This is a genomic window from Collinsella vaginalis (assembly GCF_900176655.1).
Taxonomy (GTDB): domain Bacteria; phylum Actinomycetota; class Coriobacteriia; order Coriobacteriales; family Coriobacteriaceae; genus Collinsella; species Collinsella vaginalis.
Map to the genome: position 1 here is coordinate 60,960 of NZ_LT838860.1, position 12,230 is coordinate 73,189.

At 67.3% G+C, this 12,230-nt stretch carries 10 protein-coding genes; 7 read left to right on the forward strand and 3 right to left on the reverse strand.

The window, feature by feature from the left end:
* Nucleotides 1–100 precede the first annotated feature (100 nt).
* Both CAP13_RS09125 and CAP13_RS09130 read right to left on the reverse strand, forming a co-directional pair.
* On the reverse strand, nt 101–472 hold the full coding sequence (locus CAP13_RS09125) for a YolD-like family protein (RefSeq protein ID WP_097677705.1): 372 nt from the start codon (nt 470–472) through the stop codon (nt 101–103).
* Nucleotides 465–1,907 carry a Y-family DNA polymerase gene (locus tag CAP13_RS09130; RefSeq protein ID WP_085831281.1) on the reverse strand — a complete coding sequence of 481 codons (1,443 nt, stop codon included), beginning with the start codon at nt 1,905–1,907 and terminating at the stop codon, nt 465–467. The genes CAP13_RS09125 and CAP13_RS09130 overlap by 8 nt, the downstream gene beginning before the upstream one ends.
* A 120-nt stretch (nt 1,908–2,027) precedes the next feature.
* On the opposite strand from CAP13_RS09130, the gene CAP13_RS09135 reads away from it, so the two are divergent.
* The 7 genes from CAP13_RS09135 to ettA all read left to right on the forward strand — a co-directional run bounded on the left by CAP13_RS09135 (nt 2,028) and on the right by ettA (nt 10,101).
* Entirely contained in the window at nt 2,028–2,798 is a 771-nt protein-coding gene (locus CAP13_RS09135; RefSeq protein WP_085831282.1) for a phosphatase PAP2 family protein, read from the forward strand.
* A 55-nt stretch (nt 2,799–2,853) separates the two neighbouring features.
* On the forward strand, nt 2,854–4,548 hold the full coding sequence (gene pgi / locus CAP13_RS09140) for a glucose-6-phosphate isomerase (protein ID WP_085831283.1): 1,695 nt from the start codon (nt 2,854–2,856) through the stop codon (nt 4,546–4,548).
* 269 nt (nt 4,549–4,817) lie between these two features.
* Entirely contained in the window at nt 4,818–5,489 is a 672-nt protein-coding gene (locus CAP13_RS09145; protein ID WP_085831284.1) for an HAD family hydrolase, read from the forward strand.
* Nucleotides 5,490–5,562: 73 nt separating this feature from the next.
* Nucleotides 5,563–6,399 (forward strand): Cof-type HAD-IIB family hydrolase, encoded by an 837-nt coding sequence (locus CAP13_RS09150; RefSeq protein WP_085831285.1) that lies wholly within the window; start codon nt 5,563–5,565, stop codon nt 6,397–6,399.
* 185 nt (nt 6,400–6,584) lie between these two features.
* Complete coding sequence (locus CAP13_RS09155) at nt 6,585–7,364, forward strand: tRNA threonylcarbamoyladenosine dehydratase (protein WP_085831286.1); 780 nt, start codon at nt 6,585–6,587, stop codon at nt 7,362–7,364.
* 5 nt (nt 7,365–7,369) lie between these two features.
* A complete protein-coding gene (locus CAP13_RS09160) occupies nt 7,370–8,146 on the forward strand; it encodes a TatD family hydrolase (RefSeq protein WP_085831287.1) in 777 nt (258 codons plus the stop codon).
* 275 nt (nt 8,147–8,421) lie between these two features.
* Nucleotides 8,422–10,101 (forward strand): energy-dependent translational throttle protein EttA, encoded by a 1,680-nt coding sequence (ettA, locus tag CAP13_RS09165; protein WP_085831288.1) that lies wholly within the window; start codon nt 8,422–8,424, stop codon nt 10,099–10,101.
* Between the two features lie 166 nt (nt 10,102–10,267).
* On the opposite strand, the gene CAP13_RS09170 is transcribed toward ettA, so the two are convergent.
* Nucleotides 10,268–12,013, reverse strand: a complete 1,746-nt coding sequence (locus CAP13_RS09170; protein ID WP_085831289.1) for a hypothetical protein — start codon at nt 12,011–12,013, stop codon at nt 10,268–10,270.
* Between the last annotated feature and the right edge of the window lie 217 nt (nt 12,014–12,230).

The window sequence follows — 12,230 nt, forward strand, 5'->3', positions numbered from 1 at the left end:
TCTCTGGCCTTGACCTTCAGCCTTTTAGGACGGACCGGCGCCCGCGCTGGAGGGCTGTGGGCCGAGAGAGCTTGTCCGCTCGCGTGCGCCCCTGCCGACCTCACACTCCTGGCCGCTCCCACGCGCCATCACCGTTCGCGGGGGAGCGGTCGATCTCACGAATATCGCGAAACGGGATCGTGAGCTCGTCGAGGCGCAGGTTTCGGAGGGTTGCGTCCACGGCCGCCACCGTTCCCGCCCGGGTGACGTAGCCGTCGCCCCGGTAGAAGGTCACGCGTATGAGATCGCCCCGGCGCACCTGCATGATCGTCTGCGAGAGGGCGAGGGCCTCCTCGTCGGTGGGCTCGTGTCGCGCCTCGACCACGCGCTCCTGCTGACGTGCGAGCTCGTAGTAGCCGGTGAGCGCCGCGAAGGGCATGAACTGGGCTGCGCGGCTGGCTCGGGACTGACCGTTTTTGGTGTACTTAGGCACGGTGCCCTCCCACCTGCTCGTTGCGCTCGCGCCCGGTGGCCCCACGTTTGAAGCTCGTGCCACGGAGCAGGGCGTTCTTTCCCCAGCGGCCCTTCACGGCGTTGACGGTGAGGGCGAGCTGCCGCTCGGCGCCCTCGGCGGCCTGATCGGTGAAGAGGTCCACGTCGGCGAACTCCTCGGGGAGGAGGTCCCCGAACCCGATGCTCATGCGCTTGATGGCCCGCGCGGGATCGACCGTCTCATCGAACAGCCACTCGAAGGTCTCCCAGATCTTGCGGAACGAGTTCGTGTGCCCGCTGAGCTTGCGCTGCCCGCCGGCGTGCCCCCAGGCCCCGCGTGCGATGCGGCCTGCGAACTCTCCGGGGAAGGTATCTCCGGCGAGCCTGCTCATCGCTCGGACGCCCCCGCCGATGCTGCCGTCGGGGTTCTGGCGCTCCAGCAGGGCGGTGTCGTCGAGCGCGCTGTGGGCGCTGGGATCCACGCAGGTTGCCGGGGCGTTCCTCGCTGGGGGCACGTTCTTGCCGTAGCCCACGAACAGGGAGATCCCGCCTGCGACCACATGGCGGCCGACGAGCTCGAGCACCGAGGTGTCGACCATCTCGCGAAGTGCCGTGCGCGCCTCCTCGCGCGTGTAGTCGCGGTGCAGGACCTGGCCGCTCACCAGCGAGGAGGCGGCTGGGCGATAGGCTTGGATCTCGGCGATGGTGACCGGTTCCCGCCCGTGGGCGTGGTCGATCAGGTACTCGGCGCGGACGCCGAGCTCGCGGTAGAGGATTGACTCATCGAGCGCGGCGACGCCCATGAGATCGTGCACGTGATAGGCGGCCAGGCGCCGCGCGGTGCCCGCCCCGATGCCCCAGATATCCGTGATGGGCCGGTGCGGCCAGATCTGCTGGCGGAACGTCTCCTCGGTGAGGACGCCGATGCCGTCGCCCGCGTGCTTGGCGGTGATATCCAAGGCCACTTTGGCGAGGAACAGGTTGCTCCCGATGCCGGCCGCTGCGGGGATGCCCGTGCGGGAGCGGATCTCGCCCATGAGCTTGCTGGCGAACTGACGGGCCGTCATCTGATAGAGCCTGAGGTAGGAGGTGGCGTCTATGAAGCACTCGTCCACCGAGTATATGTGGATGTCCTGCGGGCTGATGTGCTCGAGGTAGATGCCGTAGATGCGGGCCGACACCTCCATGTAGAGGCGCATGCGGGGCACCGCCTTCTCATAGGAGATCCCCAAGGGGATCTCGAAGACGCGGCAGCGGTTGCGGACCCCCAAGTGCTTCAGGGCGGGGCTCACCGCCAGGCAGATGGTCTTGGGGCCGCGGGCGGGATCCGCCACCACCAGCCGCGCGGTGAGCGGATCAAGTCCCTTGTCGACGCATTCAACCGACGCGTAGAACGATTTGAGATCGATGCATAGGTAGGTGCGGGCGCGTTTCATGAACCCCTCCTTCTGGCTTCAGTGTACACGAACATATGTTCCATGAAAAGACATTCGATGAGGATATCCTAAGGGCCCGTGCGGACACGTTTAAAATAGGGAGATCGAAAGGAGCGCAAGATGGAAAACCGTAGGGACGACGCCTTGACCCCCGAGGAGCGCCGCCGGCTACCGGGGCGTCTTCTGGGCCTGATCCGCGCGAACGCCCTTCCACTCGTGCTCCTTGGCTGTCTCGCCGTCTTCCTGCTCCTACTCGGGGATGTGCTCTCATCCGACACGATGCGGATCGACGTCTGGGCCTATTGGCTGTTCGTCCAAAAGCTCCGCGTCTCCTGGCTCACCCCCGTCATGATGGGGTTCACGGCGCTCGGGAGCCCGGTGATCCTCATCGTGCTCCTGCTCGTGATCGCCGCCTTCGCACCGGGCCGGCGCCCCGGCTGGTGCTGCGCGGTCAACCTGGTGCTCTCCTCGCTCTTGAACGTCGGTTTGAAGGCCCTGGTCCAGCGCCCCAGACCGGTGGGGTTCCGCCTCATCGAGGAGACGGGTTTCAGCTTCCCGTCGGGCCACTCGATGATGGCCATGGCCTTCTTCGGATTGATCGTCTGGCTCATCTGGCACTATGAGCGCGATCGCCGCCAGCGCCTCCTGCTCTCGGGCGCCTTCGCCGTCGTCATCGTGATGATCGGTGTCAGCCGTATCTACCTCGGGGTCCACTACGCGAGCGACGTGATCGGCGGGTTCGCGGCGGCCCTCATCTGGCTCGCGTTCTACACGCGCCTGGCGGTGCCGCTCTTTTTGGGCGAACCGTCTGTGGACGGGGGAGCCGTAGCACCGGAAGCGCCGGCCGTGGACGATGCGGCCGCGTCCGACGCGGGCTCAGCGCTACAATAGGGGAAACCTCACGCGGGCGCGGTGCCCGCGGGCACGTCTCTAGGAGGAGTTCCCCATGCCAACCGTTCCAGCACCTGTCGATGCTGTCAAAACCCCTGCGTGGCAGAGTCTGAGCGACCACCTCGACGCCCTTCTCGCTGAGGGGGTCGATCTCAAGCGGTGGTTCGCCGAGGATCCCGGCCGCGTGGAGCGCCTGAGCTACGATCTCGCCGGTTTCCGCATCGACCTCTCCAAGAACCTCGTGACCGATGAGACCCTGCGCCTGCTGGTGGATCTCGGCCGCGCGGTCGGGCTCGAGGAGCGGCGCGACGCCATGCTCGCCGGGGCCCATATCAACACCACCGAGGATCGCGCCGTGCTGCACACCGCGCTTCGCCGCCCGGCCAGCCAGGCGGGCAGCCTGATCGTCGACGGCCAGGACGTCGTCGCCGACGTGCACGAGGTCCTCGACCGCATGTACGCCTTCGCGAACGAGGTGCGCGACGGCTCCTGGAAGGGCGTCTCGGGCAAGAGGATCGAGCACGTGCTCTCGATTGGCATCGGCGGCTCCGACCTCGGCCCGGTCATGGTCTACGAGGCCCTGCGGCCCTACGCCGATGCGGGGATCGACTGCACCTACGTCTCGAACATCGACCCGAACGACCTCGCCGAGAAGACCCGCGGCCTCGACCCCGAGACCACGCTCGTGATCATCGTCTCGAAGACTTTTACCACGCTCGAGACCCTGACCAACGCGCGCGAGGCCAAGACCTGGCTGCTCTCCACCCTGGAGGAGGCCGGCGTCATCGACGGTTCCGAGGCGTCCCGCGCCGAGGCCGTGGCCAAGCATTTCGTGGCCGTGTCCACAGCACTCGACCTCGTGGCCGACTTCGGGATCGATCCGAAGAACGCCTTCGGCTTCTGGAACTGGGTGGGTGGGCGCTACTCGGTCGACTCCGCGGTGGGCCTCTCGCTCATCGTGGCCCTCGGGCCCAAGCGCTTCCAGTGCTTCCTTGAGGGCTTCCATGAGGTGGATGAGTATTTCGCAAACACCCCGCTTGAGGAGAACGTCATCGCGCTCATGGGCCTCCTGAACGTCTGGTACGTGAATTTCCTCGGCTGCAAGACCCATGCCATCCTGCCGTACAACCAGTACCTGCACCGGTTCCCGGCCTACCTGCAGCAGCTCACGATGGAGAGCAACGGCAAGCACGTGCGCTGGGACGGCACGCCGGTGACCTCCGCCACCGGCGAGATCTTCTGGGGCGAGCCCGGCACCAACGGCCAGCACGCCTTCTACCAGCTTATCCATCAGGGCACGCAGATCATCCCCGCCGATTTCATCGCCTTTGCGAACACGCCCAACGCCGCCCTGGACGGCAGCCAGGACGTGCACGAGCTCTTCCTCGGCAACTTCCTCGCGCAGACCAAGGCGCTCGCCTTCGGTAAGACGGCCGACGAGGTGCGCGCCGAGGGGACCGCGGAGTGGATGGTGCCGGCCCGCGTGTTCGAGGGCAACCGGCCGACGACCTCGATCTTCGGCGTGGACCTGACCCCGCGTTCCCTGGGCGCGCTCATCGCGCTCTACGAGCACATCACGTTCGTCGAGGGGACGGTCTGGGGGATCGACTCCTTCGACCAGTGGGGTGTTGAGCTGGGCAAGCAGCTCGCCAAGCAGATCACCCCGGCCTTCCACGATGACGAGGCCCTTGCGGCGCAGGACGCGAGCACGCAGGCGCTGATCGCGTTCTACCGGGAGAACCGCCGGTAAGGCGCGCTTCCTGCCAACGGGCATGTGATCGACCGGGGCGCCCGCGGGTGCCCCGGTCTCGTTTCTCGGCCTGGGAGCGCGAGCTGGCCGATGGACGATGAGAGGGTCGTCTGTGCGCCGGCTGACTTTGCAGGGGCGGCGTGTCCGTTTTCACATGATGGCGAGGTGTGGGATGACGCCGTAGCCGCCGGCGCATTTTCCTGGCGTGTCTGAGCCCCATGCTAGAATGCGGCTGTTGCGTGCCACCTCCATCCTGCTAAGGAGCCCTCATGACAGATGAGCCCGCCCGCTTTCCGTACACCGCTGTCATCTTCGACATGGACGGCGTGATCGTCGATACCGAGCTGTTCTACGTCCACGAATTTGAAGCGCTCTCCGCCGAGCTCGGGATGGGCCTCACCGAGCGGGAACTGTTCGACCAGGTGGGCTGCTCACACCAGGACTTTCGCCGCAATATCCGCCGTTGGTACGCTCGCGTCGGGCGCGACTACACCGAGGACGAGGCCGTAGCCGCCTACGAGGCGTGGACCGAGGCGCGCCGGACGTACGATTACCGCTCCATGATGAATCCGGGTATCCCTGAGACCCTCGCCGCCCTCAAGGACTGCGGCGTGCGCCTCGCCCTCGCCTCGTCGTCGCAGTTGGAGAACATCAAGGAGGTCCTCACGGCCTGCGGGCTCATCGAGTTCTTCGAGGTCATCGTCTCAGGTGAGCAGTTCACCGAGAGCAAGCCCGATCCCGAGATCTACCTGCACACCCTCGAGCTGCTCGGGCTGCCCGCAAGTGCGTGCTGCTGCGTGGAGGACTCCGTGCCGGGCATCGCCGCCGGCGTCGCGGCGGGACTCACCGTGTTCGCGAAGCGCGAGGACCGCTTCGGGTTCTCGCAGGCGGCGGCCCACGCCATCCTTGACACCGTCCCCGATCTGCTGATGATAGGCTAAGACCTGTTTTCACGGCGGACTGAGACGCGTTTCAGCTCAGAGGATGCGCCCGAGGGGCGCGGGAGGGTTTCACATGGCCATCAAGGCGATCGCACTCGATATCGACGGCACGCTCACGAACGATGAGAAGCGCATCACACCCCGCACCCGTGAGGCGCTGATCGCGGCCCAGGAGCAGGGGATCCGGATCGTCCTCGCCTCCGGCCGCCCGGTGCAGGGCCTGCGGGCACTCGCGGACGAGCTCGATCTCGCCGCGCACCACGGCGTCATCGTCGCCTACAACGGGGCCGTGGCCGTGGATGCAACCACCGACGAGGTCCTCTTCGACCAGGCCCTCACCGTCGAGGAGGCGCGCGCCATCATCGACCATATGCGCACCTTCGATGTGATCCCGTGGATCGTGCGGGGCGAGGAGCTGCTCGTCGAGGACCCCTACCGCTGCATGATCGAGCACCGTGGCGCGCCGAAGAACATCATCAAGTACGAGTGCGACGCCTGCGACCTCCTCATTCACGAGGTCCGCGACCTCTCCGCGGCCATCGACCGCCCGGTGGAGAAGGTGCTGGTCGCCGGTACGGACACCTATTTGCAGGAGCACTGGCGCGCGATGGCCGAGCCGTTCGCCGATACCCTCGCCTGCGTGTTCACCGCCGACTTCTACTTCGAGTACACCGCGCAGGGCGTGCACAAGGGCCGTGCTCTCGCGGAGGCGCTGCCTGCGGTCGGCATCGACCTCTCCGAGGTCGCAGCGTTCGGCGATGCCCAGAACGACCTCACCATGCTCGAGGCGGCCGGCGTGGGCGTGGCCATGGGCAACGCGACGGATGAGGTCAAGGCAGTGGCCGATATGGTCACGGGCACGAACAACAAGGACGGCATCGCGGATGCGCTGGAGCGGCTGCTGGCCTGATCCCGTACAGGCCCGCTCAGAGGGGCCTGCTGTAAGCCCATCTCAACCGGTTTGACCTCGCAACGGGCTTTCCCGGTCCGTCGGTACCGGCTGCTCGAGATGGATGCCCGCGCATGCCCACCTGCTCACCTATCCAACGAGATCCCCCTATAATGGACCGCGCAAACCAAAACGGAGAGGGATCCATGGCAGAAGATACCCCGGCAACCAAGCTCATCCCGGTCCTCGGCGAAGACGGCGTCAAACGGCTTGAGGACTCGTGCGTCCTCGTCTTCGGCGTCGGCGGCGTGGGCTCGAACTGCGTCGAGTCGCTCGCCCGCGCTCGGGTGGGGAAGTTCGTCCTCGTGGACGCCGACGTGGTGTCGCTGAGCAACATCAACCGCCAGGCCATCGCCTTCATGAGCACGCAGGGGCGCCCGAAGGTCGAGGTTATGGCCGAGATGATCCACGATATCAACCCCGATGCCGAGGTCATCTGCCGCCAGGTGCGCGTCACCGCCGAAGGGGCGGCGGACCTCCTCGATGAGCTCCTTGAAGCCGCCGGCCGCATCGACCATGTGGTCGACGCCGTGGACACCATCTCGGTCAAGCTCGAGCTGGCGGCCCTTGCCGAGGGGCGCGGGTTCGCGCTGATCAGCAGTATGGGCGGGGCGAACAAGCTGCATCCCGAGTGCCTGCGCATCACCGATATCTCCAAGACGATGAACTGCCGGCTCTCGCGCGTCATGCGCAAGGAGTGCCGCCGCCGCGGGATCCGCCGCCTCACCGTGCTCTACTCCTGTGAGCATGCCCGACCGGCCACGGGGCTTCCCGGACGCGACCGCAGCGAGCGCAGCGGCATGGGGACCGTCTCCTATATGCCGCCCATCATGGGGCAGATGATCGCGGGCTACCTGATCCGCAAGCTCACCGGGGTGGGGGTCGAGGCCGTGGGCCCGGTGCCGCCTGTCGGTGCGATCCGGTAGCTGCGATGACGTATTGCCTGTACGACATGCACTGCCACCTCGACCGCATTTTCGATGCGGAGCGGGTGGCCGCTGAGGCGGAGGAGCGCGGGCTCGCGATATTCTGCGCGCCCGTCACCCCGGCCGGCACGCTCGCCGCGCGCAGGGCGCTCGGCCGCCATGTGAACGTGTGCGTGGGCGTGGGCCTGCATCCCTGGTGGATCGACTCGGGGGAGTGCGGGGAGCAAGAGGTCCTGCAGGCTGCTCGGCTCATCGCGGATGCGCGCTTCGTCGGCGAGGTCGGGCTCGATTTCGGTCGCGCCCACGTGGGGTCGCGCGAGGCGCAGGTGGCGGCGTTCGAGCGCCTGATCCGCGACTGTGCGGAGCGTTCCGTACCCGGGAGGGTCCTTTCGGTGCACGCGGTGCGCTCGTCGGGGGAGATTCTTGACGTCCTCGAGCGCTGCGGGCTCACAGGCACGGGCTCCGATGCCTCCTGCATCTTCCACTGGTTCTCAGGCACGAGCGACGAGCTCGCCCGTCTGCGCTGCGCAGGCTGCTATGTGTCGGTGAATCCGATGATGCTCTCCACCAAGCGCGGACGCGAGTACGCACGGATCATGCCGGTGGACCGGATTCTGCTTGAGACCGATGCGCCGCCGGGATTGGACACCCCCTACACCGCCGGGGAGATCGCGGCCGCGCTTGAGACGGTGCTCGACACCCTCGCGGAGATTCGCCACGCGGATCGCGCCGAGCTCGCCCGCCGCATTGCCGACACGAGCGCGCGGCTGCTGGGGATCTGAGGCTCCCGCTGAATCCGCCGACAAGGTGTCACCGCATGGGCGGCCTGCCCGGTGGTGCGGATGCGGAACACCCGGTAGAATGTGGTTGCGGGGCGGTTGAGCCCCCGCTTTTTCGAGCCGCCTGTTCACCGAGCGCGGTGACCACCGGAGACGGACGTGGAGAGGCGTTCGACCAGAAAGGCGACAGGGGTTCTTGCCGGGTTTTGTCGACCAAATTTGTCGACCACTCGGATAATCAGAAAAGAAACCGCAGGTAGAAAGGATAAAACAGGCTTATGGCGGAGTTCATCTACCAGATGTATCAGGCGCGCAAGGCGCACGGCGACAAGGTCATCCTCGACGATGTGACCTTGAGCTTCTATCCCGGCGCCAAGATCGGCGTCGTGGGCCCCAACGGCATGGGCAAGTCCACGCTCCTCAAGATCATGGCCGGCCTCGAGGAGGTCTCGAACGGCGACGCCCGGCTCACACCCAGTTACTCGGTGGGGATCCTCCTTCAGGAGCCCCCGCTCGACGAGGGCGCCACCGTCATCGAGAACGTGCGGCAGGCCTTCGGCGACATCCTCGCGAAGGTGGACCGGTTCAACGAGATCGGCACTCTGATGGCCGAGCCCGATGCCGACTTCGACGCCCTGATGGCGGAGATGGGTACCTTGCAGGATGAGATCGACGCGGCGGACGGCTGGGATATCGACAGCAAGCTCTCCGTGGCCATGGACGCCCTGCAGCTTCCGGATTCGGACACCCCGGTCTCGGTGCTCTCGGGCGGCGAGCGCCGTCGCGTGGCCCTCTGCAAGCTCCTGCTCGAGGCCCCCGACCTCCTGCTCCTCGACGAGCCGACGAACCACCTCGACGCCGAGTCTGTCCTCTGGCTCGAGCACTTCCTGCACGGCTACTCCGGCGCCGTGCTCGCCGTCACCCACGATCGCTACTTCCTGGACAACGTGGCCGAGTGGATCTGCGAGGTCGACCGCGGGCATCTCTACCCCTACAAGGGCAACTACTCCACCTACCTCGAGACGAAGGCGGCGCGCATCGCCGCCCAGGGGCAGCGCGACGAGCGCTTGGCGAAGCGCATGGCCGCCGAGCTCGAGTGGGTGCGCTCGAGCCCCAAGGCGCGCCAGGCCAAGAACAAGGCCCGTCTCGCCCGGTACGAGGAGATGGAGGCCGAGGCCCGGGCGAGCGCGCGGCTCGACTACACGGACATCCGCATCCCCGTGGGCCCGCGTCTGGGCGCCAAGGTCCTCGAGGCGCGCCATCTCCACAAGGAGTTCGACGGCCGTGTCCTCATCGACGACCTCTCGTTCACGCTTCCGCGCGCGGGCATCGTGGGCGTCATCGGCCCCAACGGCGTGGGCAAGTCGACGCTGTTCAAGACCATCGTCGGCCTGGAGCCGCTGACCTCGGGCGGGCTCGAGCTCGGCGAGACCGTGAAGGTGTCCTACGTCGACCAGAACCGCGCCGGCATCGATCCCGACAAGACGCTCTGGGAGGTCGTCTCCGACGGCCTCGACATCATGCAGGTGGGGGAGAGCGAGGTGCCGAGCCGCGCCTATGTGGCGAGCTTCGGCTTCAAGGGCTCCGACCAGCAGAAGCGCGCCGGCGTGCTCTCGGGTGGCGAGCGCAACCGCCTGAACCTCGCCCTCACGCTCAAGCAGGGCGGCAACCTGCTCCTCCTCGACGAGCCCACGAACGACCTCGACGTGGAGACGCTCTCCTCGCTCGAGAGCGCCCTGCTCGAGTTCCCGGGTTGCTCGGTTGTGATCAGCCACGACCGCATGTTCCTCGACCGCGTGGCCACGCATATTCTGGCCTGGGAGGGGACGGACGAGAACCCGGGCATCTGGCACTGGTTCGAAGGCAACTTCGAGGCCTACCAGGAGAACCGTGTGGCGCGACTCGGTGAGGACGCCGCTCGCCCGCACCGAATCCATCGGAAGCTGACGCGGGATTAGCGGCTTTCGGATCCCAGGAGGGTCCCGGCGGCTGGGAGTGTTCGAGAAAGATGGCGACGGTGCGGACGGGTCGGTCCGCGCCGCCGCTTCTTTTATGCGGTGCGCCTATGCACAGCTCCCAGAAACGCAGGCGATCGTGTGCGTTATTGGGAGGTATGCATAGCCTCTACTTCGACCCCGGTCCGGTGAGCCGCCACGGGATGTCCTCGTCGGTCTCCTCGAAGCGCGCGAGGAGGGGTGCGCCCGTGCCGGTGAAGAGCCCGATGGCGACATCGCCGGCTGAGAGCTCGACGTCCTGAAGGGCGAAGGCGAGCTGCGCCCGGATGGATTCGGCATCCCACATCGCCGGATAGGCGGCTTCTGCGAGTGCGGCGAGGGCGGGGGAGTCGAGGTACGCGCGCGCCGCGAGCTCGCGCAGGGGCTCCTCGACAGGCGAGACCAGGGGCAGGCCCTCGAGGTCCGCTGCGGCGGGTGCGGTGTTCTCCGCATACTCGACGGCGCTCACCGCCCAGGGGCGCACTCCGTCCGGCGTGCGCTTGATGGTGACGGCAACGGGCTGGCCGCCCCCGTCAAAGCGGAGTGGGAAGACCGCCTGCGATCGCGTGCCGCTGAGCGACCCCAGGCCCCGGTCGGCGCGGAAGTCCCGCGTGAGCTCGGACACCACGTCGGCGCCGAAGGGCATGATGCGCGTGAGCTCGGCGAGCAGGGGGCCGGGGATGTGGACCTCGGTGGCGAAGTCGCGCGGGTAGGAGGCGAGGGCATGTGGGGTCGGGGTGACGCTGGAGCCGACGGAGCCCGTTTTCGCGACAGCGGGGGCCGACGCGGCGGCACCGGGCCGTTGGGAGCCGGCCGGTGTGCTTGTGGCAAGGTTCGACGGCGGGGTGAGCCTAGAGGCAGCGTTGCCAGGTGATGCTGCCATACCGGTTGCAGATGCCGTTGCGCCGGTCACGGCAGCGGTCTCATGTGACGGCAGGGAAGCGGCGTGGGCGGCCGGGTCGTCCGCGCGCTCATCCATCTCAGACCGCTGTTTCGTCGGCGTGTCGAGCAGCATCCCTGTGTCCACCTGCTGCGGCGACGCCGAGCCATCTGATTCGTCATCTACGCCGGCCATCACGGTCTGCGGCGCGGTCTGGGTATCGCCGCCGCCAGCTTCCCCCAGGCCTTCATCGGGATCGTAGGTGACGGTGAGGGAGATGGAAGGGGTCCTGAGAGGGCCTGCGGCGGGCGTTGACGGGGAGTCCTCCGCGATCTGGCCGGTATGCTCGGGGTCGTCATCCTCCGCGGAGCCCCGCTCGGGCTCGATGGCACCGCCAGCCTGACCGTCTGGTGTCCGAGGGGCGACGGCATCCCGCTCGTTCCCGGTGCCTGCAGAGACACCCTCAGCTTTCACCATCGGGGCTTCCGGCTCCTGATGCACCATGACGGTGCGCGCATCGGGTGCATACTCGGTCTCAGCTCCCGTATCGCCCGCCGTATCGACGCTCGCTACAGGCGCTTGATCAGCCTCAGCGGCCGCATGGTCCGCCTCAGGCTCCGCGCGCTTCACACGCCGGGGACGCTGGGGTTTCAAGGTCCTCGCCCCGCGCTTGCGCTTCCAGGGCCTGCCGGCTGGGGCTGTCGCCTTGGGGGCATCCGCCGCAGCGAGCACCTCGTCCCACGCGGGCATCTCGGCAAGCGTCGCGTACACGCGGCCACCCTTGAACACGGTGAGTGTGACCATGTCGCCGAGCGCCTCCAGCAGCGTCCGGGTGCTTTCGAAGCCCAGGTCCTCGCCGGTCATGCGGTCGGTGGCCAGTGCCTCCTCAACGCGGGGGAGGAAGGTCTGCTTGCCGCAGCCGATCTCGCGCTTGAGCAGATCGTACAGGTAGAGCATGTTGCCGTCGGACAGCGACGGGGAATCGGTTCGCGCCATGGGGACCTCAATCTCGCAGGTTGTGCCGCCTGCATCTTAGCACCCCGTCCGGACGGTCCCGCGTCCTGCCGCCGCAGGCGACGGCGCCCGCTGTGCCGGGGGCGGGCGCTGCTTTGCGCGCTCCAGTTGGTTGACGTAGAGCGCAACTCTGAACTGCGCAGGCGGGATATCCCCACACGTGCGCCGGTCGGTCACAGCGTCGCCCCGTCTCCAGGCG